Here is a 24,445-nt window from a genome sequence, read left to right on the forward strand (position 1 = left end):
AAATTACAAGTCATCAGAGTTTAATTGATGAGCTTCCGTGTTCACTTCTATGATGCAACACGGTGGCTGCTATTACTTGAGAAATTACATCAATAAAAGGTGTGAAGGATATCAATGAGTATCATATCCTAAGAGAGTTTTGAGATGGCAATTCTGATATTTAACTAAGGATACTAGATGAATTTTAGGCTCGGATCATGGTATTAATTATATCTTTTAAGCAAAGAATATTTTAGAGAAATTCAACTTTCAAAAACTTAGGTGTTTTTGTCACAAAAAAAAATTCCGATTCTGATAAATTTGAGTTAATTTGGAATCTAGCAATTACCAAACACACAGTTGATTACCGGGTGGCAACATTAGAGATTCGCTCTAATCTCTATGTAATCAAACCAGCAAACAAAATGATTATCATAGAATATGCAAGAAAGAAGCTTTATTTGGGGTCATCTAGGACAACGGTACCGCACAGTTGAAACATTAATTGATGGGGTATGGATAATTGTCCTGCTGATAGCAGCAGTATTACTGTTTAGCATCAATCTTGGTGGTGTACCTCTGCGAGATTGGGATGAAGGTACAGTGGCACAGATTGCGCGTGAAATTGTGCGTTCTCCGGCGAATTCTTTAAGTTGGCTTTACCCAACGCTGGGAGGTGTACCTTATCCGCATAAGCCGCCTTTGATGCATTTGCTAGTTGCTTGGGCTTACCAACTAGGAGGCGTTAATGAATGGACTACCCGCTTACCAGGGGCAATTTTAACAGCTTGTTCCGTACCTTTACTGTATTGTATTGGTCGAGAAGCATTTCGCCAACGCTGGGCCGCGATTTATAGCGCCTTAATTTACCTAACAATGCTTCCTGTGGTGCGTCATGGTCGATTGGCAATGATTGATGGCGCAGTGGTAAGTTTTTTAATGGTGATGATCTGGTGCTTGTTGCGATCGCGCCGAGATTTGCGTTACTGTCTGGGTGTTGGTTTGGCTTTTGGCTTAATTTGCCTAACCCAAGGGATATATGGTGTATTGTTAGGTGCGATCGCCATTGTCTTTTTATCTTGGGATACTCCCCGACTACTTACTTGTTATTACCTTTGGATAGCCGTTTTTCTGGGTATTTTACCTGTACTTGGTTGGTACGCTGCTCAACTGTGGCACTATGGTCATACTTTCCTGCAAATGGCTTTTATCAATCCAGCCATCAACAAACTAGGAACAGGTGCGGCGGGTAATTCCAGAACATCTTGGTACTATCTTAAAGAAGTTTTGCTGTATGCTTGGCCTTGGCTGCTGTTTTTACCGCACAGTTTGCGTTTAGCCTGGGAAAATCGCAATCTTAGCTGGGCAAAACTCGTATTAGCCTGGAGTAGCGTTTATTTAGCAATTATTGCTTGCATGGGCAGTAAAATTCTCTGGTATTTATTCCCCATTTACCCCAGTTTAGCTTTAGCTTTGGGTGTGCAACTCGCGGAAACTGAGAATTTACCATTACTCTCATCCTATCCGCGTTCGTGGATAGCTGGCTTATCTATACTTGCATTAGCGGCTTCTGCGGGAAGCATCTTTTTTAGTTCTGGTGCAAACCCAAAAACAGATTTACAGGTAATTTTTGCCGCAGTTGCTTTAACAATGACTTTAGCAGCGATTTACGCAGAGCGTGGTGACGGGCAATTTCTTAAAATTTTGTTTTGGGGAAGTTATATTTCATTGCTGCTGTTGATGAAATCTAACTACTGGGTGTGGGAATTAAGCGATGCATATCCCGTCAAACCAGTGGCTAGCATGATATTAAGAGCAAATCCAGCAGTCAAACAGATTTACACATCCTTTCCTTACAATCGCCCTTCCTTAGATTTTTATAGCGATCGCACAATTATTCCTGCAAGTATAGGGGAATTGCAATACTACTGGCGCTACAACGGACAACCCTATTTTTTGCTGAATGCATCTGCTTTCAACAGTCTCCACCTCGATTCCATAAAGCTGATTGATGAAGCTGAAGGCTGGAAACTGATTACTAAAGATACCAATCGCTTATGAGCATCCTCTGCGATCGCTCTCTAAAATCGTTAAAATATTAAGTAAGGTAAAGACATTTATGAGAAATCAACATCAAAATCAATGGGATTATTTGGATTTGGCAAGAAAACAGTAATACCTACCCGCGAGGAAGCTTTACCAGGAAGAGCAGCAACAATGCCGGTACCTGCTCATCATTATGTTAATGGTAATCCTCTCAAGCCACCTTTTACCGATGGATTAGAAACAGCTTTATTTGGTTTAGGCTGTTTTTGGGGTGCAGAACGTAAATTCTGGCAGCTTAAAGGAGTTTATACCACAGCAGTTGGCTACGCGGCTGGACATACACCCAACCCTACCTACCAAGAAGTATGTACCGGATTGACTGGTCATAACGAGGTAGTATTGGTTGTGTTTGACCCCAAAGTCATTAGTTATAGTGAACTACTGAAAGTGTTTTGGGAAAGCCACAACCCTACCCAAGGGATGCGCCAAGGTAATGATGTCGGGACTCAATATCGCTCAGGAATTTACGTTTATTCTGAGACTCAAAAGCAGCTAGCAGAAGCATCACGCGACGCATATCAGCAAGCGCTTCAAGATGCAGGCTACGGCAAAATTACCACAGAAATTTTAGATGCGCCTGAGTTTTACTACGCCGAAGAATATCATCAGCAGTACCTTGCTAAAAACCCCGGTGGTTATTGCGGCTTAGGTGGAACAAACGTTTCTTGTCCTGTAGGAATTGCTGAATCACAACTCAGCAGTTAATTATCAAGTCAGTGTAGTAGCGTGTTAGGCGTAGCCGTAACGCACAATTTTGAGAAGTTTTCTCCTTTGAACAAGCAATTTTAAGAGGTAGGATGCGTTAGCGCCAGCGTAACGCATCCTATTTAATCAGATCGATCATCAAAGTTTCCTGATGCCAGAAATTTAGGCTTTCAATTTTTATTTTTACAGATTAAATTCAGATAGAGTGTTGTAGGCGCACCAGGTTTCTGACTTACCTAAGTTTCCACCAAAGTGTAGCGCTGAATAGCACACCCTACAGATTTAAGATTGAGTTTATAGATTAATTCGCAGAACTTAGGACTCACGATGACTGAAGTCACAGCGCCTCGTTCCGACACCCGCATTCAAGAACGCTTACCGACTATACATTATCAGGTAGCAATGCCTCAACCAGAAACACATCTGTTTGAGGTAACTTTACATCTTGTTAACTATACATCACCAATTCTGGATCTCAAACTCCCAGTATGGACACCTGGCTCCTATCTGGTACGAGAATATGCTAAAAATTTACAAGATTTTACTGCTTTTGCTAACGATCAACCTTTACCTTGCTGGAAAAAAAGTAAAAATCATTGGCAAGTAGATAAAAGTAATGTTTCTGAATTAACTATTCGTTACCGGATTTTTGCGAATGAGTTATCAGTAAGAACCAATCATTTAGATATAACTCACGGCTATTTTAATGGTGCGGCACTGTTTTTTAGATTACCTGGTTGGGAAAAGCTACCAATTCTGGTCACTATTTTACCGCCTAACCCAGAATGGCAGGTAACTAGTCCTTTACCTACAGATGCTGAAGCTAGCAATACTTTTTATGCGGCTGATTTTGACACCCTAGTTGATAGCCCTTTTGAAATTGGTAGCCATCAAGTTTATCAATTTGCAGCCTTAGGAAAACCTCATGAATTAGCTATCTGGGGACAAGGAAATTTAGAACCAGAGCGAGCCATTGCTGATATCCAAAAAATCATTAAAGTAGAAGCAGATATATTTGATGGTTTGCCATATCAAAGATATGTGTTTCTATTACATTTATTTCACCAAGCTTATGGTGGTTTAGAGCATAAAAATAGTTGCTCTTTAATTTATCAACGTTTTGGATTTCGCGCTCAAGACAAGTATGAGCGGTTTATGCAATTGGTAGCACATGAGTTCTTTCACTTGTGGAATGTCAAGCGCATTCGCCCCAAAGCTTTACAGGTTTTTGATTACGACCAAGAAAACTATACGCCATCACTATGGTTCTGTGAAGGAACTACTAGTCATTATGATTTACTAATTCCACTGTGGGCAGGAATTTATGATAGTAAATCATATTTAAATCACTTGAGCAAGGAAATTACTCGATTTCTGACTACTCCGGGACGGAAAGTACAACCGCTTTCTGAGTCAAGTTTTGATGCTTGGATTAAACTTTATCGCCCGGATGCTAATAGTGGGAATTCGCAAATCTCTTATTATTTAAAAGGGGCGATGGTCTCCCTTTTATTAGATTTGTTAATTCGTGCTAAACATCGTAACCAACGTTCCCTTGATGATGTAATGCGGCAAATGTGGCAACAATTTGGAAAAGCAGAAATTGGCTTTACTGCCGAACAGTTGCAAAGTGTAATTGCATCGGTAGCCGACATAGATTTAGGTGATTTCTTTAAACGGTATCTTGATGGAACAGAAGAGTTACCTTTTAACGAGTGTTTAGAACCATTTGGTTTAAAATTAGCGGCAGAAGCAGACGAAGAACCTTATTTAGGTATCAAGGTAAATACTGAAAATGGCAAAGAGATAATTAAGTTTGTGGAAGCGGGTTCACCAGCACAAAAAGCAGGAATCGATCCAGGTGATGAGCTACTAGCGATTAATGGTATTAAAGTAACAGCAAATAATTTAAGCGATCGCCTCAAAGATTTCCAAGCTCAGGATACCATTCAAGTCGCAGTTTTCCACCAAGACTTACTCCGTTCTGTCAATGTCACTTTAGCCGAACCACGCCCTAGCCGCTATCAGGTGATTTCCATACATAATCCCGATTCCGTTCAGCAAGAGAATTTGGCTGGATGGTTAGGGGTTAGGGTTTAGGGATTCGGAAGATGCAGGGGGGCAGGGAGCAGGGGGCAGGGGGAAATAACGGTTGACTGTTGACTGTAGACCCTTGACTTTTTTTATCGAAACTGGTGGACTCAAATTTTGACCAAGCAAATGGGGAACTCTAAATAAAGGTCATCTTTAAAAGAGTGCTATGAGCTTGCAAACTAATGGTTCAGATTTACCACCAGTTTCCCATAATACAACTGCCCCAAAGGTAAGCCGCAAAGAGTGGTTATCAGCGATAGTTAATGGTCTAAGTATTGGTAATAAAATTAAACTAGGTTATGCTCTGGCGCTAGGTGTGGGAATTTTCGGAACTACGGTTGGGTTAGTTTTAAGCGATCGCTATCAGCAACAAGCCTTGGAAAAACAAGAAAATGCCTTTAGAGAACTGAATATACTTTATCGCCTCCAGACAAGTATTCTTCAGACTCGCACGCATCAACAACAACTAATTCCATTAGTAGGAAATCCGGAATTATACCAAGAAGAATACAGCCATATTATTCATGTACATGGGCCAGAGATTAAGCAGGTTTGGTCACAACTACAAATCTACACCACAACATCGAATTATATAGGCAAAAATCATACCGAGCATATTCCTCAATTGCTTAAAACCTATGATGGTGTACCAAACACTTACTTACAGGAGCTTGATACACTACTTCAGCAAATTGATGTATCGTCACTTACTCCAGAGAAAATTGTCATTGCCCAGCAACAATTGTTAAAGTTTACTAATAGTGAATTAGCACTCAAATTTGATGGCATTTCTGATGAACTTGTTACCATTATTAATGCGTCTTATGAAGATTTAAAAGCTGCCACTACTGAGTTTAATGCTGCAGAAAAAATGCGTTTCCAAATCATACTTGGTAGCATACTGTTATCAGTGGCGATCGCAGTGCTATTAGCAGTGTTAACGAGTCGTACCATCACTCGCCCGGTTCAAGCCCTAACAAATATGGCACAGCGGGTTACCAAAGAATCCAACTTTGATTTGCAAATCCCTGTGACGGCAAACGATGAAATTGGAATATTGAGCGATAGTTTTAACCAAGTTTTACAGAAAGTCAAAAGCTTACTAGAAGAGCAAAAAGCTGCAGCCCTCCGTCAGCAACAACTACAAGAAGCCCAGCTAGTGCAAAGTGAGAAAATGTCTAGCTTAGGACGAATGGTAGCTGGTGTAGCTCACGAAATTAACAATCCAGTAAATTTTATCTATGGTAATTTAGAACCGGCTATGAATCACGTAGATGATTTATTGGAATTGCTGCGAATTTATGCCCAAGAAATTCCTCATCCGCCTTTAGCAGTGCAAGATTATGCTCATGAAATTGATGTGGAATTTGTGGCAGAAGATTTACCTAAAGTCTTGCAGTCAATGAAATTTGGTGCTGATCGCGTGCGTCAAATTGTCTTGAGTTTGAAAAACTTCTCCCGTCTAGAAGAAGCACAAGCCCATACCGTAAATTTGCACGAATGTATTGATAGTACGCTCTTGATTCTGAATAACCGCCTCAAAAAAGGAATTACAGTTGAGCGTCACTATGGCGATATTCCCGAGATTGAAGGTTTTGCTGGCTCACTGTATCAAGTATTCATGAATATCCTCAATAATGCTTTAGATGCATTGGATGAAAAAGATAATACTCAAGAGCCACCAAAAATTGCGATCGCCACTGAACGCCAAAACAATAACTCTGTAGTTGTCCGCATTACAGATAATGGTTCTGGTATTCCCCTAGAACATCAAGCAAAAATTTTTGAAACTTTCTTCACCACAAAACCCAGAGGTGTGGGTACAGGAATGGGACTTTCAATTAGTTATCAAATTGTCGTCGAGAAACACCGAGGACAATTAACCTGTCAATCAGAGGTAGGAAGCGGTACAGAATTTATGATTTATCTTCCCATTCGCTTACAACCTGCTGAAGTATCATCTCTAAAGAGTAGTTCGAGTATATATCCCAGTTGTGAACTATCTCCTGTAAGAATTAATTTCGGATAGATTAACAGTTGCAAAAAATTATGCGACCAATACATGAATTTAAGGCTCATATCTGCGCGCTTTGACGAATTATTCATGTGTTGCTTAGGGTGTAACTACTCAACTTTATTGAGTTTTTCTATAATTCTTCTTCTACTCAAATATAGTTTTGGTTGGTTATAACAGAACAGCAGGCTTTGGTAAGCAAGGCTACTGGCATGAATCAATAGTATAGAAAAAATACTGGGATTATATAGCTGGCAACAGCTTAATTAGCCAATTCAGCGCTATTTTCTGTCAACAGGAGCATTTAGATGCCAAGGGAAACGACATATCTAGAGCTTTCGGATGGTAAGTCACATAAGTTCTATGAAGTCACAATCAATGATGTAGAGGTAACGGTACGCTATGGCCGAATTGGGGATGCTGGTAAAACGACTGTGACATCCTATGATACTTCTGAAAAAGCGCAGGCAGAAGCTAGCAAACTCGTTAATTCTAAGCTGAAAAAAGGCTATGAAAGCGCACAAAAAGGCGATCGCACTAAGCAACCAATTTCTCGAAGCGATCGCCGTTTAGCTCGGTTAAATCATTTGCGGCGCACTGGCTGGAAACCTTTAATTAAACCGACTCTTGATGCTCCCTTTGCATCTAAATATCTGGGTAAACCTTGGCTAAGTCCTGGTAATGCTCATCCTAATTGCTCTCGTTGTGGCGGTTCTCTCAACTTTCATTTTCAACTGAATCTGCAAGAATTACCTGAAAGTTTGCAAGGTAAAGTAGGGGCTGGACTATTTCAACTGTTTACCTACTTCACCTGCTACCTACACTTCCCTGAAGCAGTGGCAATTCCTGAAGCTGCAAAATCAACACCATCTATAGGGAATTCACAATTTAAAATTCAACTATTATGATGTTCGGATTTTTTCACTATCCCTCCCATGTCAACAGTTTCATTCCTCATGGGCATTGTTATCTCTGGAAAACAGGATTAGTGTGGCTCCACATTATTTCTGACGCGACAATTGCCTTGGCTTATTATTCTATTCCTCTGCTACTGCTTTACCTGATTTCTAAACGCAAAGATGTTCCTTTTAATGGAGTTTTTGTCTTATTTAGTGCTTTTATCCTTGCCTGTGGTACTGGACATTGGATGGAAATTTGGACGCTTTGGCATCCTGATTACTGGATTACAGGCGTTTTAAAAGCTTTTACTGCCATTATTTCCATATATACAGCATTTACATTAATTCACCTCATTCCTCAAGCTCTCACGCTACCCAGCCCGGCTCAGTTAAAAGCTATCAATAAAGACCTTTCACATGAAATTATTGAGCGCATAAAAACGGAACAAGCTTTACTACGCATTAGTAAGGCTGTGGAAAGCGTTAGTGATGCTATTGGGATAGCGGATGTTACAGGTAAGTCAATTTATCAAAATCCTGCCTTTATTAATTTGTTCGGTTATACAGTTGACGCACTGAATGCTGCTGGCGGGCCAATAGCAGTCTACAACAACCCAGAGCAAGCACAAACTATCTTCGCTACTATTGGTAACGGTCAGTCTTGGCGTGGTGAAATCACTATGCAACAAGCTAGTGGTAAAACAATGCAAATCGATTTACGGGCAGATGCTATCAAGGATCGGACTGGTAAGATTATTGCTTTAGTTGGTGTGCATACAGATATTACTGAGCGTAAGCAGGCAGAAGCGCAACTACAAACTGCTCAACAGTTTATGTGTTCTGTAATCCAAGCAATGCCTATAGCAGTCTTTGTGAAAGATGCTACTGACCTGCGCTTTGTTTTATGCAATCGAGCCGCCCAAGAGTTGGTTGGTGTCAGCGCTGATGAAATATTAGGCAAGACCGATTATGATTTTTTTCCTCAACAAGAAGCTGATTTTTTTACTCAGCGAGATGAAGAAGCACTGACTAGCAAAAAAGTTATAGAAATTCCTGAAGAGATAGTTCATCCAAACAATGGCGGTGGCGAAACCCGCATTTTGCACATTAGAAAAACTCCTATTATCGATGCTCAAGATCAGCCCCAATATTTGCTGGTAATTCGAGAAGATATCACAGAGCAGAAACAAATTCAGGCTGCACTCACAGCCAGCGAAGCGAAGTTCCGTAGCTTGGTAGAAAATGCTAACGATGCAATTTATGCCATGACAATTGATGGCATATTTACTTATCTTTCTCCAAACTTTACGCGTATGTTTGGATATGAAATATCAGAATTTATAGGGCAATCTTTCGTACCGATGATTCATCCAGACGATGTGGCAAATTTTATGGAGTTTCTGCACAAAGTTGCCCAAACAGGTCAAAAACAAGCTGGACTTGAGGTAAGAGTTAAACGTAAGGATGGCACTTACGGCTGGATTACATCCAACACTTCCCCCGTCATTGATACTAATGAAGAGGTTGTCAGTTTTCAAGGTATTATTCGCGACATTACTAATCGCAAACAAGCAGAAGCGCTACTCCAGCAGCAAGCAATAGAACTAGCGCAGACTCTCAAACAATTGCAAACTACTCAATCACAACTCATCCAGAGTGAGAAAATGTCTTCTTTAGGTCAATTAGTCGCTGGAGTTGCCCACGAAATCAATAATCCAGTTAGTTTTATTTATGGCAATTTAGCTCACGCTAACAGCTATACTCAGCAACTGCTAAATCTAATTCAGCTTTACCAAAGCAACTATCCAAATCCTGTAGAAGAAATTCAACAAGAAATTGAAGCTCTTGACCTTGATTTTTTAATAGATGACATACCAAAACTGTTTTCTTCTATGGAAGCAGGTGCCGGGCGTATCCGTCAAATTGTTGATTCTCTGCGGACTTTCTCGCGACTAGACGAAGCTGAATTGAAAGCAGTAGATATCCACAAAGGTATCGAAAGCACTTTGATGATTTTAGATCATCGCTTGAAACTAAAGCCCAACCAGCCACAAATTCAAGTTATTAAAGATTATGACAATTTACCTTTAGTAGAGTGTTATGCCGGGCCGCTGAATCAAGTATTTTTAAATATTTTGGCAAATGCTTTAGATGCCTTGGAAGATTCATTAATCCAAGGAAAACTTACACATAACCAGCCACAAATTAGCATTTGTACTCAACAGCTACCTAGCAAACAAATAGTTATCCGCATCATCGATAACGGCCCTGGTATTCCCGAACAAGTTAGGCAAAAGTTATTTGACCCGTTTTTTACTACCAAAGCTGTAGGTAAAGGTACTGGTTTAGGTTTGTCTATTAGCTATCAAATTATTACCGAGCGACATGGTGGTTCATTACAGTGTATTTCCTCACCAAACGAGGGCGCAGAATTTATCATTGAAATTCCAGTTGCACAGATGCATAAGTAATAAGTAGGGCGGTGCATTTAAAGATAACTAGCTAGTTAGGGCTGTCATTCTTACAAAGTTCTGAGCGGAGGTTTCCTCCGCTCAACGCCAGTTCGTTCAAGTCGGGAGACCCCTTCGGGTGAATCCTTCGGATACGCTACGCGAGCGGCAGTCCACTCGGCGGCATAGCCGCACGTGTGGCTGCACTCACCGCCACACGACTGGCTCGACTTTGCGCTTTGTCTTTTGTCTTTATCTGGATAAAAATATTACCTGCTATGCTCTTTGCTGAATTGAAAACCCATCTCTAGAGCGTTAAGCTATTAAAGCTCAATGCCTAACATGGTTATTAGTGTTTTTCACATCATCAGGTGTTATGAATAATCCCCTTTTAGACTACAACCCTAGTGGCGTAGGTGAAATTAATGGTAACCTCTTAGGTCTACCCTTCGATTACGAATCGGCAAACCTGATTGTGTTTGCTGTACCTTGGGAAGTCACAGTTTCTTATGGCGCAGGAACCGCCAACGGCCCGCAGCAGATCTTAGATGCATCTATTCAATTAGATTTATTTGATTTTGATAACTCTGATGGTTGGAAACAAGGAATTTTCATGATGGAAATTCCCCGAGATATTTTAGAAAAGAATGAATATTATCGAGGTTTAGCTGCAAAAATTATCGAACGCCTCGCCCAAGGGAAAGCACTGACAGATACGCCAGATTTAACACCTGTGCTTACGGAAATTAATCAGGCTTCCCAACAAGTAAATCAATGGTTGTTTGAGAATTGCCAAAAAGCAATTAATGATGGTAAGCGAGTCGCGGTGATTGGGGGCGATCACAGTTCGCCTTTAGGATATTTTCAAGCTTTAGCAGCTAAGTACCCTGAATATGGCATTTTACACTTAGATGCCCACGCAGATTTACGGGATGCATACGAGGGATTTGAGTTTTCTCATGCGTCGATTATGTTCAACGCCATGAAAATACCGCAGATTACCAAGTTAGTCCAGGTGGGTTTGCGGGATATTTGCCACGATGAAGTGCAAATAATTGACGAATCACGCGATCGCATCATCGCCTATTACGACCCAGCTATCAAACAAAAACTCTATTCGGGAACAACTTGGATTGATTTGTGTCAAGAAATTGTCAGCCATTTACCGGAATGCGTTCACATCAGCTTTGATGTTGATGGTTTAGATCCTAAACTCTGCCCAAGTACAGGAACTCCGGTTCCTGGTGGCTTGGAGTTAGAACAAGCGTTTTGCCTGTTCCGTGAATTGGTGAAGAGTGGCAGAAAAGTTATTGGCTTTGATGTCTGCGAAGTCGGTGATGCTGAGTGGGATGGTAATGTCGGGGCGCGAATCGTTTACAAACTAGCGAATTTCATGGATTTATCGTGGCGATAAATCGGGCAATCGTGGGCAGAAAAACCCCGACTCTCTATCATGGATGATTCCGAAAAACAACTGCCTTTAGACAGATGCATAAATATTCGTTGGTCTGTCAGATTAAAAACGTGAACTCAAATTACACTCACTGGAGATGAGTTTTTCGGTTCTACTCACCCAATTTGCCAAGTTCGCGGCAATCAAAGTGAAAGTCAATTGCAGATATCGAGGAAGAATTGTCTTCCCATATCTCAAATCAAGTCCAAGTGACAGGGACTTTTGACTTCTGAACCCTATACAGCTATGAAAATCGCACAAATCGCACCCCTGTGGGAACAAGTTCCGCCTGTAACCTACGGTGGAACAGAGCTTGTAGTGAGCCGTTTGACTGATGAACTGGTACGCAGAGGTCACGAAGTGACACTATTTGCATCTGGTGATTCTCAAACTCTAGCTCGTTTAGAAGCTGGAAGTCCGCGTGCTTTGCGTTTGGATACTAGCATTAAAGAACCCATAATGTATGAACTCATGCATGTTGGGGAAGTGTTTCAACGCGCTGATGAGTTCGATATTATCCACTCCCATGTTGGCGTTTGGTCGTTAGCTTTAGCGAGTGTTGTTGCCACTCCAACAGTGCATACCTTGCATGGTATCTTTACCAACGACAATACTAAAGTATTTCGACAATACAAAACGCAACCATTCATCAGCATTAGTGATGCTCAACGGTTGTTAAACCTGAATTATGCTGCCACCGTTTATAACGGCATCAGCGTGGAAAAATTCCCATTTTTTGCTGAACCCCAAGATCCACCATATTTAGCCTTCCTGGGACGCTTCTCACCGGAGAAAGGGCCACAACATGCGATCGCCATTGCCAAAAAGACAGGTTGGCGCTTAAAAATGGCTGGTAAGGTCGATGTAGTCGATAAAAAGTTTTTTGAAGAAGAAGTTGCTCCCCATATAGATGGTAAGCAAATCGAATTTTTAGGCGAAGTTAATCACGGACAAAAAGCTGAACTGTTGGGTAATGCAGCAATTACGCTGTTCCCTATCACCTGGTGCGAGCCCTTTGGGTTGGTGATGGCTGAATCTATGGCGACTGGTACACCAGTAATCGCTATGAATATGGGTTCTGTGTCAGAAGTAATTGCGAATGGCGAGACTGGTTATGTTTGCCAAAGTTACGACGAAATGGCAGATATGATTCCGAAAGCTTTAAAACTCAGTCGCCAAAAATGCCGCGAACACGTCGAGACTAAATTTAGCGTCACCCAAATGGTTGATGGCTATGAAGCAGTCTACGAAAAAATCGTTGGCGATCGCAACTTCAGACATTGGTTCAATGCTGCGATCAGAAACTCTTTAGAATCTTTCACATCTTTAAAACGCTAGTCAGAAATTTCTGTCAGCAAATGCTTCCTTAGCCTTCAAACTTGTACAAACTAAACAGTAAATAATCAATCTACATCTGCTCCCCTCATACGGGAGCTTTTATTTTTTCCGGAATAATAGACCTTTTGCAAAAGTGCTTTTTGTAAAAGATGGAAAAAGGGGAAGGGAAAAAAGGGGAATGGGAAAAGGGAAAGAAAAAACCTTTAACCCTTAACCTTTCCCCCTTTTCCCAACTTCTACAAGAAGTCTAGTCAACACTCCCACAGCCCAGATTATAGTTAAGCTAGATAAAGTCATATTAAGTATTAATAATGTCTAGTATTAAACAGCACGTAGGCACTTTCGCCAAAAAATTTGTGCCATCCCATAGATTTCTGCGAACACAAGAATCTACGATTGACAGAATCCACGTTATTCAAACAGCACTAGATGTGCAATCGATTAAAGTGCTGAACTGGAATATTGCCAAGAAAAATTATGACAAAACTTGGTTACAGGATTTTTTCAATATTCTTGAGGAATATCAACCAGACCTAATTTTTTTACAAGAATTCCGCCTAGATGTAGATGCAGATAAGGTCGCAGAATTGATAAATATGAGTTGGAATTTTGCGCCTAACTTTATTGATGCTCATCATCAAACTTACGCGGGAATTTTCACAGCAGCTAAAATTAGTCCTTTAAAAAAGAGAGCTATCATCACAAAACATTATGAACCAATTATTAAAACTCCTAAAGTTTCTCTAATGACTGAATATCCTCTATCTCATCACAAAGATAGCCTTTTAACTATCAATAGTCATTTAATAAATTTTGTAAATATCACTAAGTTTAAAACCCAACTTCATGAATTAGAAATCGCCCTATCTACCCATCAAGGGCCGATTATCTTTGCTGGGGATTTTAATACTTGGAGTCGCAAACGAGCATTACTTTTATATAAAGTAGCTACTCGCTTAGGATTAATGCCAGTAGCTTTTGCACCTCATCAAAGTAATAAAATTAAACGCTTCTTATTATCACCACCTTTAGACTATATATTTTACCGAGGACTCAATGAACAAAAAACCAGTGCCAAAGTACTAGAACATATTAATTCATCGGATCACAAGCCATTATTGGCAGAATTTAGTTATATCAATAATTAAAATAATTAATATAAATTGGGAATGATTATAGATACTGGTGCTATAACTCTTTTTAGTGCAGCTACAGTTGTGGTTCATGCTTTAGGAATCGCCCATGCAGCTCATGCAGTGATGAATGTTCGTTCTTCTCAAGGAGCGATCGCTTGGGGAATTTCTTTAGTTACCTTTCCTTGGCTAGCTATTCCCTTGTATTGGATTTTAGGTAGAACTAAATTTCATGGATATGCAGAAGCCTTGCGCTTAGTTTATGCACAGCACCATAAGCTAGCTCGTCAAACATATAATGATATTGCTAAATTTCAAGTACCGTTATCAAATAAAATAGCAACCCTACAACCATTAGCCGAAACATTTACAGGAGTTCCTTTTACATCAGGTAACGCAGCCGAATTGCTAATTGATGGTAAGAGAACTTATAAAGCCATGTTGAGTGCGATCGCCATCGCCACCAATTATATTTTGCTACAATCTTACATCGTTAATGATGACCAAGCAGGTCACGAGTTTAAAGAAGCATTAATTGCGAAAGCCCAGCAAGGAGTAAACATTTACTTTCTCTACGATGAAATAGGCTCTAACAAATTATCTCGCTCTTATCTTCAATCTCTACGAAAATCTGGTATTCAAGTTAGTGCTTTCCACACCACTAAAGGTAAAGGTAATCGCTTCCAACTCAACTTTCGCAACCACCGTAAAATTTTAGTAGTAGATGGTGAAATAGCTTTTGTTGGTGGTTTAAATATTGGCGACGAATATTTAGGAAAAAATCCTCGCCTCAGCCCTTGGCGAGATACTCACATGAAACTTCAAGGGCCAACTGTCCAAAGTTTACAAGCATCTTTTCTGCAAGATTGGTATTGGGCGACTCGCCAATTACTTGATGTCAATTGGCAGATTAAACCTAATCGCGAACTGAATCAAAGTGCATTTGTACTTCCCACAGGCCCCGCAGATCGTTTAAAAGCCTGTAATCTTTTCTTTGTCAATGCTATCAATGAAGCGCAAAATCGCCTATGGATTGCGACTCCTTATTTTGTCCCTGATGACGCTACTTTAACAGCATTGAAACTCGCTTCCATGCGCGGCGTAGATGTGCGAATCCTCTTACCAAATCGCCCGGATCATTTATTTGTTTATCTCTGTTCTTTTTCCTACTATAGCGAAATGGAAGCGTTTGGAATCAAACTTTATCGCTACAAACATGGATTCATGCATCAAAAAATTATTCTCATCGATGACGACATGGCAGGGGTAGGAACGGTTAACTTAGATAATCGTTCATTTTTCCTTAATTTTGAAGTCATGGGTTTTGTCGCTGCACCCCAATTTGTAACCAGTGTAGAGAGAATGTTAAAGGATGATTTAGCTGTTTCTGTTGCAGTTGATTTCTCGGACTATAAAAGAAAACCTTTGTGGTTTAAGTTAGCTGTGAGAATATCTCGTTTGTTGATGCCATTGCTGTGAATATTTACTAATGATTAGTTTTAAAAGCTTGTTTACTACTGCTAAAAAGAGTAACTCAAGGAGCGATCGCCTTAACTATCCACAATATCGGTGAGTGCTTCATTAATGACATCATCGCTGACACCAGGCCGTTTTAAAGGGTCTATGAGAGCAAAAATACCTCTCTTTAACTGCTGTTCTCTCTCAACAGTTAGATGCACCCTGTTTAGCAGGGTGTGATCCTATGAAAGGGCGCTTGAAAGAGTTTGGGGAAGAAAAATAGTGGATATCAGCAGGCGGGATTTAATAAAAGTAGTTTCTACTTCTGGTTTAGTTGCAGCCGGGTTAGCAGGTGGAGAAGCATTATTTTCAAAAGCCTCAGCCCAAAATACACCGACTCCCACTCAAACCAAAAGCGGCGAAATGCTCTACAGAACCTTGGGTCGCACAGGAGAAAAAGTCTCTGTGATTGGCTTAGGTGGTCATCATATTGGGCGACCTAAAGATGAGCAAGAAGGTATCCGTCTCGTCCGTGCTGCAATTGACCGTGGCATCAATTTTATGGATAACAGCTGGGACTACCATAACGGAGGCAGCGAAATTCGCATGGGTAAAGCCCTCCAAGACGGTTACCGTCAAAAGGTTTTTCTCATGACTAAAATTGACGGACGCACTAAAGATGCTGCTACTAAGCAAATTAATGATTCTTTAAAACGATTGCAGACGGATAGGATTGATTTACTACAACATCATGAAATCATCCGCATGGAAGATCCTGACCGCATCTTCGCTTCTGGGGGTGCAATGGAAGCGGTGTTAGAAGCGCAAAAAGCCGGAAAAATTCGCTACATCGGCTTTACCGGACACAAAGACCCGTTAATCCACTCGAGAATGCTAGAGGTTGCTGCTCAAAATAACTTCCGTTTTGACACAGTGCAGATGCCATTAAATGTCATGGATGCTCATTTCCGCAGTTTTGAACGGCAAGTTTTACCCAGACTGGTAAAAGATGGTATCGGTGTGCTGGGGATGAAATCAATGGGCGACCAAATAATTCTTAAAAGCAACACAGTCAAGCCTATCGAATGCCTGCATTATGCGATGAATTTACCAACATCAACTGTAATTACAGGTATTGAAAGCATGGAAATTCTTAACCAAGCATTCGAGGCAGTACGCACCTTTAAACCCATGAGTCAAGAACAAGTTAGAGAATTACTAAATCGCACTCGTGAAGTAGCAGCAAAAGGTCAGTACGAACTATTTAAAACTAGTAGTCAGTTTGATAGCACAGCTAAAAATCCCGAATGGTTAGGATAAAGAGAATAATCAGTAATGTCTTGTATAGTGAAATACAGTTCAGTGAAGAAAATTAATTACAGGACTTACTCAACTGGTACACCAATTTTCTGGTTTAAGAGTCAAAAGTCAAGTGTCAAAGGTCAAGGGTTAAAAATTCAGTTTTTTTGGACTTTTGACGGTTGAACGCCAGTTCACTCAACGGAGGGAACCTCCGCACGTGACTGGCTCCCCTGGACAGTCTAAACAAAAAATAATGTGACACTTACGTAAGTCCTAAATTAATAACAAAACCAAAAAACTAGGTACTCAACAAAAAAAACAGAACAATAATTTTGGAGGGGGTTTGGGGGACGCAACCGTCACCCAATCGGGGGTTTGGGGGATTCTCCCCCAATTGATCTGGCTTCTTTCTATAAGTGATAAATCAATCGCTAATGATATTAACCCAAGCGTATTGTTGTATAGTGGATATTCTGCCCAGCCCAATCATATAAATTAAAATTACATTAGCTGTAAATATTAGGAAAAATCAATCCAAAATCCAAAATCTAAAATCCAAAATTAATTAACCCCCATTTCTCTCTACAGCTATGCGAGAGGATGGAGGTTAATTGTTGTATTTAATAATGTCAAAATGCGACTTTAATAAAATATTAACTGTTTGTTTGAAAATAACAAACACAATAGCTTAAAATCTGAAAATTCCGACTTGCAAATGTCCTGAACACTTAATTAATAAATGACAGGTTAAATCAAAATAAAATAGAAAATCTAGAAACAGCCTACAAATTTGGTGTTGAGATTCATTTTTTACTTTTCATAATTCAAAATTTTGGTACTAGTGCGTAAATTTGAATTTTGAATTTTAAAGTTGAATCTTGCACTTCATCAGCCTGTTTGAACTTCCAGATTGCCGTTACGGATAGCCCATGCTAGGTCTAACAGTTGAGTCCAACGCTTTTGCAGTTGTTTGGGGGTACATTTGAGTGTTTTAGCGATCGCTTGGTCGCTGTGTCTGGCTGTTTTTAACTGCAAAATTTGCTGTTGCTGTTCAGTCAGTAGACCTAAAAAGGTTTGCCACTGTTGAGCAGATAAGCCCAATCTATGCTCTAAACCAGCACCTAACCATTGATGTACCAATTGCCAATGATGTTGCTTGGCGAATTTTTCTACATGATATTTAAAGCGTTGTTGCAGATAATCGCGCTGACGGCTGGTGAGACCGAGAATTTGGTCGATTTCGGGTGCAGATAGGTCTTGTAGTTTCAAGGTGAGGTAATCTACACAATCAGATTGACCTTGAGATTCAAGATAATTAATTAACTCAGTAATAACGCGATCGCGTTCTGATTCTTCTGAGGGATCGAAGTTAGTTTGGGCGATCATCTGGGATCTCAGCTGTTGTACAGCCGAGTTACGCTGGTAGGCTTCGCCTTCTTCACTCTTGGCAGACTCTACTGCCATTTCAATATCTACAGTAGTTTCTTGAGGCTGGCGACGCGCAAAACCTTGGGCGCGTAAGATAATTAACTGCTGACTCGCGCTACCTGGTAAATTGATGCGGCGCTTGGCATACTGTTCTGTAAATGCCATGTATTCCGCTAATTGTAACTGAGTGCGTGGTGTGTAATCTTCAGCTAGTTCATTTTCCCGGCGGAAAGCTTTGATAGCTTCGATATAAAAGGCTTGCAGAAAATCTTCAATCAGGTTGTAACGCCCCTGAAATCCCATATCTGAGCCGGAAATAGTCACATGACGGTAAACCATAGCACCGAGACTGCTATGTAATTCTACCCGACCTCTGCGTGATCCCAGTTGGTAGTAACGCAGACATTTTTGCAAACGATGTCTCGCTAAGGTTAGCTGCCAAGCTTGGATTTCTCCCGAGGTTTGGATGCGGGCGCTTTTATCACAAATGCGTTCCACTTCCTTCGCTATGCGTTTTGCTACCGCTTGCACACACCCAGGTGCAGCTTTTACTTGAGTTTGGATTTCTTCAACTAGCAGTTGCATCAAAGTATTAATGTTACTGGCTGTTACTTCGTCAGTTGCAGCTTGGAAGTCAAAAGCGGATGTAGAAGTTGGTAGATTAGCAAGGTTAGCTTTCATAACTTTTTCCAGGAAATGGTATTGCACCTTATAACAATGTCGTTTCAGCACCTGAGTTGTTTCTTGATTGGTGAAAATTTTGGTATTCATCATCAAGACTCCCTGTGAGCACCGCTCACATATATGACTGTAGGCAATCTGAAAAAGTTACAGGGAAGGTATTGTGTCGGTTTTTTCAAAAGCAACCTCATGACTAGTGGCACAGGGGGATTTACCATGTTCTAAAATCAGCCACAACTCTTGCTGCGCCGGACTTTGCCGTCAGCTGCTTCTAGCCGTTCCTCACCCTGTATTTAGGACAATTGTTAAACTGGAGCTTTTTTAATTAGATTTTCCGAAATCGACGAATCAGGTTGTGAATTATACTCTCTAAACCCATGCTGCTGCGGCTTCCCAACCTAAACCTCGTCTTGTAACCATTGGCTGATCTCCAGTTAGATCTAATATTGTTGACACTTCATATGTGGGTTCTTCGCCAGTGTCTACAATAATATCTACCAAGCTATCCAAACGGTCAAATAATTCTACCTGAGACAAATTAGAATTGGCGTTAGCTCCTACTATCCCATCATCATCCTCATCTGGCGGCAGATGAGCTGAAGTAGAAATAATGGGATTGCCCAGTGCTGTCAGTAATGCTAAACATACAGTATGGTCTGGTACTCGTATGCCAGTAGTTTTGCGCTTGGGGTTCTGCGCTAGGCGTGGTACTAACTTTGTAGCAGGTAACAAAAATGTGTATGGCCCTGGAATCAGGCGCTTCATAATTCGATAGCCTATATCACTTACGAACGCATAAGTTGCCACATTTGACAGTGAAGGACATAAAAATGTCAGTGGTTTGTCATTCGCTAGCTGCTTAATTTTCCGTACTCGTTCCACCGCCGATTTAGCATTTAAATCACAACCAATTGCATAGACTGTATCAGTAGGGTAGAGCATTACTGCGCCGCTAGAGAGTGCCGATTTTATTTCCTCTATTCGGCGGATTTGAGGATTATCAGGATGGACTGTGAAAATTTTTGCCATAAAAAGTTTAGGAAGGAAAATTGAGGGTTGTATATTGCCAGGAAAATATAAAATTGAATACTAGGATAGGCAGTAAAGATAACTATATTTAAAACTGCGAAAACATCCTCAAAAGTTATTCAGTTGTCAGTTGTGAGTTATCAGCTTTTGCAATTTGTACTGTTAACTGATTACTATGTACTGATGAGTAATTTTATATATGACCACACTTGTTTATCTTCAATGTCCATCGGGAATTTCCGGTGATATGTGTTTGGGGGCCTTGGTAAGTCTGGGTGTTCCCTTGGAGTATTTAAGTGAAAAACTCAACAAATTGGGAATTGCCAAAGAGTACGAATTAACAGCCCAATTAGTCCAGCATCATGGTCAGCAAGCTACTAAAGTCCATGTGGATTTAGTACATAATCATGCACACCATGATCACGAACATAGTCATCATCATGGACGACATCTGCCAGAAATAGAACGCATGATTTTGCAAGCCGAATTGCCACAAAGAGCAGAAGCTTGGAGTTTAGCTGTATTTCGCCAACTAGCAGTGGCAGAAGGGGCTGTACACGGCATCGCCCCAGAGAAAGTTCATTTTCATGAGGTGGGTGCCGTGGATGCAATTGTGGACATTGTTGGCACTTGCTTGGGGTTAGATTGGTTAGGCGTTGGGAGCGATCGCGCAGGATGGCCTTTACTTTACTGTTCAGCGTTTCCCACAGGCGGAGGCACAGTGCGTGCAGCGCATGGAAAAATGGCAGTACCAGTACCCGCTGTCTTGAAATTGTGGGAAATGCGGGGTTGTCCAGTTTATAGCAACGGAATTGAACGAGAATTAGTAACACCTACAGGAGCTGCGATCGCCACTACTTTGGCAAGAGAATTCGGTTCACCACCACCAATCACCATCAAGCAGGTAGGATTGGGAGCAGGTTCGATAAATTTGCCCATCCCCAATATACTACGCATGTGGCTGGGTGAAAGCAGCAGTTTACAGGCAGATATTAGCAGTTATGACGATACTAGCCCTACTCTCGAAACCATTTCGGTACTAGAAACTCAAATTGATGACTTAAATCCCCAAGCAATTGGCTATGTATTTGAAGCATTATTTGCCGCAGGTGCAGTGGATGTCTTCACTCAATCTATAGGGATGAAAAAATCTCGTCCTGGAATATTGCTCACTGTTATTTGTCATCCAGAAAATTTACTCAACTGTGAAGCAATTTTATTTCGGGAAACTACTACATTAGGAATTCGCCGCACAACTCAGCAACGGGCAATTTTACAAAGAGAAATTCAACAAGTAGAAACTGAATATGGTACAGTCCGCGTCAAGGTAGCTTGGCAGAGTAAAGGTGTTCTAGCTAATGTTCAACCAGAATACGAAGATTGTGCAGAATTAGCACGTAAACATCATATTCCTTGGCGCGAAATTCAACGGTTAGCGCTGCAAAGTTGGTATTTAAAAACAACAAGCTAAGTTAATCAAGCAAAGGGGAAAGGGGGAAAGGGAAAAGGTTAAGGGAAAAACCTTTAACCTTTTCCCTAAATTTAAGCAGTATTCTTGGATCTACTTATTGATTGCAAACATAAAAAATAGGGCAAGCATTTCGCTTACCCTGAATTTCATTTAACCGATGAGTGATTTTGATGAACTTATCTCAATGTTTTATTTACAGCATCACCTGCATTTCTGCCTAAGTCTTCAGCAGCATTTTGAGTGTTTTCTTTGATGTTTTCAAGACCGCGCTTGGTTCCTTTAGCAACACCTTCGCCTAATTCTGCAGCAGAACTACCGATATCTTCACCTAAGTTTTTCACTCTTTGACCAAAGGGTGTGCCTTGACGATAGTTTTCTACATATTGTCCTGTGCTATCAATGCTTTTTTCATCTATGTTTCTTTGAGAATTATCGCGCAAAGCTTTAGCTCTTGCTTCTGCTGCTTTTTCATCTGCGCGGGCGCGGGGATCTACATCACTAAAGTTATTCATACCACCTTTAGGAGAGGCAAGCTCATAACTCTTTGTGGGATCGTAGCGTTCAGCATTGGGTGGTTGAGAACCAGGTTGAGAAGGTTGTCCAGCTATTGTAGGACGGTTACAAGCTTGTGTTACTAATAAAAGGATTCCTGCTAAGAAAACTCCTACTATTTTCACCGGACGAAAGTTTTGTAGCCAAGCTGTGAATTTTTTCATGATGTTACTCCTTGCATTTTTTGACTAAATTATTGGACTGTAATTCCAGTACTTAACTTCAGTAAGCAAATAAATTTCTTATCTGCCTACTGCTGGATCTTTTTGTAATTCAGGTCTCGCACTTGCTTCATCTGCTTTCTCTTTCAAAAAGCCAGAAGCTTCTTTCACATTTTCTTTGACAGTATCAATACGGTCTTTAATGCGAGTGCCTACATTTGGTTCGCGCTGAATTAAACCACCTGGTTCGGGTTGTTTAAAATTCTTTTCGGTAATCAGGGGTAATTCACCTTCTTTTAGCACTCTACCTGTTGGTGTTTCTGCACCAGGATAAAGTATTTTGGATTCTTGATTAGTGGCAATTAACAGTCCTGAAATTGGTTCTAAGCTAGCTTGGTCACGTTCATTCCGGCTGCTAGAGTTAGTAACTTTCGGATCGGTGGACATTCTATAATTGGTATATTTATCTCCACCGTTTTTATATGGATTGTTTGCACCGCCAGCTTGTACAGCTGGATTTTGAGGATTTGCTCCTTGTGCATTTGCTCCAGTACAAGCAGTACTAACTATCAAAAATAGACTGGCCACACAGACAGTTAAAATTTGGCGCAGTCGTAGTTTTTTCAATAAGGCTGTCAAACGATTCACTAAGTCCTCCTTGCAACTGTAAGCAAGCAAATTGACGCTGAACATAATTTGTTTGTCAGCGAAATTTTTGCTTGATTTAGTTGAGCAATGTTTTGTTCAACAATTATCAACAATAGAAACTTTAAAAATGCTTTTCCTCTAGCGTAGGTCACATTTAAATAGCAACCAAGACACTATTTTTATCTAACTATGGAGAGAGATTATCTAAGATAATTAGCTTGCAATACTGATGGTACCTATTATTAAGCTACGCATCACAGTATATGCTCTTGCTTGTAAATTTGATTTTCAATTTATACTTGCTAATAAAAGCTTGTTAAAGAATATTAAATATTCGAGTTATGCTGAAGATAATTAGTAAAATACTCTTTTGTTTTTCCGGAAGTAGCTAGTAAGTAGGCGTTTACTTAACTAAGTTGAATGCAACTAAACCGAAATCATAAACTTGATGTTAGGTTTCGTTTATTAACCCAAGTTCTACAGTTTTCAGTTTTTCTCTTCCCCTCAACCATAATGTTAATCAGCTGATGTAACATAAAATTTGAGATGTTCAGCCTGAGGGTATTTAATCGTTAAATTGCTGGAATGTGGAAAAAAATTTTACGTTGGGTAATTTTAGGCGGAACGCTGGTTTTTTTAGGCAAAGCCTTAAAAGATCATTGGCAAGAAGTAACAAATATCCAGATTGATACATCCGGATGGGCAATTTTAGCGATCGCAACTGGTGTGACTTTACTTGCACATACCTGGGCTGGCTGGGTATGGACTTGGATTCTCAAAGAGTTAAATCAACCTGTAGTATCCATTGAATTGATTCAGGTATATCTCAAAACAAATATTGCTAAGTATTTACCTGGCAATATTTGGCATCACTACGGCAGAATTGTAGCGGCAAAAAATGCTACAGGTTCTACTGGGGCTGCGACTTTAAGTGTCGTACTAGAACCACTCTTGATGGCTGCGGCTGCTTTAATTATCGTACTTGTATTTGGTACGCAATTGACTGCTGCCAATACTAATATTTTGTTTTTAATATTGCAATTTCTGTGTTTGGCTGTGGTGCTTTGTGCGCTTCATCCCTGGTTTTTGAACCCAGTCATTCACTTTGTACATAAATTGAAAGCGAAAAAGCTGGATCGACAGGGTAGCGACTCCAGCAGCAATGTGCGTATTGAACGCTATCCTGTACGCCCTTTATTAGGAGAATTAGCCTTTTTAGGGTTGCGTGGGGCTGGGTTTATCTTAACTCTATTTGCCTTGGGGCCTGTGAATGCAGACCAAATTCCTTTATTGCTAGGGGCGTTTAGTTTTGCTTGGCTACTGGGGTTTGTTGTTCCTGGCGCGCCTGGGGGATTGGGTGTATTTGAAGCCACTGCGATCGCACTTTTGCAAAATCATTTTCCTGCGGCTGTGGTGATTAGTGCGATCGCGCTCTATCGTTTAATTAGTATTGTCGCTGAAACTGCTGGTGCTGCTCTAGCTTGGCTTGATGAATACCTAGCTAAATAGTTATTGGATTTGTTCCCTGACAGAATTATTAATTC

The 24,445-nt window shown here is 40.5% G+C and carries 18 protein-coding genes; 13 read left to right on the forward strand and 5 right to left on the reverse strand.

From position 1 onward, the window contains the following. The first annotated feature begins 420 nt into the window (after positions 1 to 420). The 10 genes from AACU25_RS01630 (at position 421) to cls (ending at position 15,650) form a co-directional block, all read left to right on the forward strand. Positions 421 to 2,040: an ArnT family glycosyltransferase gene (locus AACU25_RS01630; protein WP_096573620.1), complete on the forward strand. Its 1,620-nt coding sequence runs from the start codon at positions 421 to 423 to the stop codon at positions 2,038 to 2,040. An 81-nt stretch (positions 2,041 to 2,121) separates the two neighbouring features. Beyond that, entirely contained in the window at positions 2,122 to 2,790 is a 669-nt protein-coding gene (msrA, locus tag AACU25_RS01635) for a peptide-methionine (S)-S-oxide reductase MsrA (RefSeq protein ID WP_096573621.1), read from the forward strand. A 327-nt stretch (positions 2,791 to 3,117) separates the two neighbouring features. Beyond that, positions 3,118 to 4,890 (forward strand): M61 family metallopeptidase, encoded by a 1,773-nt coding sequence (locus AACU25_RS01640; RefSeq protein WP_096573622.1) that lies wholly within the window; start codon positions 3,118 to 3,120, stop codon positions 4,888 to 4,890. A gap of 160 nt (positions 4,891 to 5,050) precedes the next feature. Then, on the forward strand, positions 5,051 to 6,913 hold the full coding sequence (locus tag AACU25_RS01645; RefSeq protein WP_096573623.1) for a sensor histidine kinase: 1,863 nt from the start codon (positions 5,051 to 5,053) through the stop codon (positions 6,911 to 6,913). Between the two features lie 293 nt (positions 6,914 to 7,206). Further along, entirely contained in the window at positions 7,207 to 7,806 is a 600-nt protein-coding gene (locus AACU25_RS01650; protein ID WP_096573624.1) for a WGR domain-containing protein, read from the forward strand. Further along, positions 7,803 to 10,268: a PAS domain-containing sensor histidine kinase gene (locus AACU25_RS01655; protein WP_096573625.1), complete on the forward strand. Its 2,466-nt coding sequence runs from the start codon at positions 7,803 to 7,805 to the stop codon at positions 10,266 to 10,268. The genes AACU25_RS01650 and AACU25_RS01655 overlap by 4 nt, the downstream gene beginning before the upstream one ends. A 355-nt stretch (positions 10,269 to 10,623) precedes the next feature. Beyond that, complete coding sequence (gene speB, locus AACU25_RS01660) at positions 10,624 to 11,661, forward strand: agmatinase SpeB (RefSeq protein WP_096573626.1); 1,038 nt, start codon at positions 10,624 to 10,626, stop codon at positions 11,659 to 11,661. A gap of 285 nt (positions 11,662 to 11,946) precedes the next feature. Then, the gene (locus AACU25_RS01665) at positions 11,947 to 13,038 is read left to right on the forward strand and encodes a glycosyltransferase (RefSeq protein WP_096573627.1); all 1,092 of its coding nucleotides are present in this window, start codon (positions 11,947 to 11,949) and stop codon (positions 13,036 to 13,038) included. 311 nt (positions 13,039 to 13,349) lie between these two features. After that, the gene (locus AACU25_RS01670) at positions 13,350 to 14,186 is read left to right on the forward strand and encodes an endonuclease/exonuclease/phosphatase family protein (RefSeq protein WP_096573628.1); all 837 of its coding nucleotides are present in this window, start codon (positions 13,350 to 13,352) and stop codon (positions 14,184 to 14,186) included. 21 nt (positions 14,187 to 14,207) lie between these two features. Then, positions 14,208 to 15,650: a cardiolipin synthase gene (gene cls, locus AACU25_RS01675; RefSeq protein WP_096573629.1), complete on the forward strand. Its 1,443-nt coding sequence runs from the start codon at positions 14,208 to 14,210 to the stop codon at positions 15,648 to 15,650. Positions 15,651 to 15,721: 71 nt separating this feature from the next. Here the strand turns inward: cls and AACU25_RS01680 are convergent, their stop codons facing one another. Next, positions 15,722 to 15,850: a hypothetical protein gene (locus AACU25_RS01680; RefSeq protein ID WP_321206547.1), complete on the reverse strand. Its 129-nt coding sequence runs from the start codon at positions 15,848 to 15,850 to the stop codon at positions 15,722 to 15,724. A gap of 61 nt (positions 15,851 to 15,911) precedes the next feature. Between AACU25_RS01680 and AACU25_RS01685 the strand changes: the two genes are divergently transcribed. Then, positions 15,912 to 16,949: an aldo/keto reductase gene (locus AACU25_RS01685; RefSeq protein WP_096573630.1), complete on the forward strand. Its 1,038-nt coding sequence runs from the start codon at positions 15,912 to 15,914 to the stop codon at positions 16,947 to 16,949. Between the two features lie 870 nt (positions 16,950 to 17,819). Here AACU25_RS01685 and AACU25_RS01690 read toward each other — a convergent pair. Then, complete coding sequence (locus AACU25_RS01690) at positions 17,820 to 19,040, reverse strand: HetZ-related protein (RefSeq protein ID WP_096583425.1); 1,221 nt, start codon at positions 19,038 to 19,040, stop codon at positions 17,820 to 17,822. Between the two features lie 369 nt (positions 19,041 to 19,409). Next, on the reverse strand, positions 19,410 to 20,069 hold the full coding sequence (locus AACU25_RS01695; protein ID WP_096573631.1) for an L-threonylcarbamoyladenylate synthase: 660 nt from the start codon (positions 20,067 to 20,069) through the stop codon (positions 19,410 to 19,412). Positions 20,070 to 20,268: 199 nt separating this feature from the next. On the opposite strand from AACU25_RS01695, the gene larC reads away from it, so the two are divergent. Continuing rightward, positions 20,269 to 21,540, forward strand: a complete 1,272-nt coding sequence (gene larC / locus AACU25_RS01700) for a nickel pincer cofactor biosynthesis protein LarC (RefSeq protein WP_096573632.1) — start codon at positions 20,269 to 20,271, stop codon at positions 21,538 to 21,540. A 176-nt stretch (positions 21,541 to 21,716) separates the two neighbouring features. Here larC and AACU25_RS01705 read toward each other — a convergent pair whose 3' ends face one another. After that, a complete protein-coding gene (locus AACU25_RS01705) occupies positions 21,717 to 22,256 on the reverse strand; it encodes a hypothetical protein (protein WP_096573633.1) in 540 nt (179 codons plus the stop codon). Positions 22,257 to 22,334: 78 nt separating this feature from the next. Then, entirely contained in the window at positions 22,335 to 22,901 is a 567-nt protein-coding gene (locus AACU25_RS01710; protein ID WP_096583427.1) for a DUF6658 family protein, read from the reverse strand. 585 nt (positions 22,902 to 23,486) lie between these two features. On the opposite strand from AACU25_RS01710, the gene AACU25_RS01715 reads away from it, so the two are divergent. Beyond that, a complete protein-coding gene (locus AACU25_RS01715) occupies positions 23,487 to 24,410 on the forward strand; it encodes a lysylphosphatidylglycerol synthase transmembrane domain-containing protein (protein WP_096573634.1) in 924 nt (307 codons plus the stop codon). The last annotated feature ends 35 nt before the right edge of the window (positions 24,411 to 24,445 follow it).

It is taken from the genome of Tolypothrix tenuis PCC 7101 (assembly GCF_963874875.1).
GTDB lineage: Bacteria > Cyanobacteriota > Cyanobacteriia > Cyanobacteriales > Nostocaceae > Aulosira > Aulosira tenue.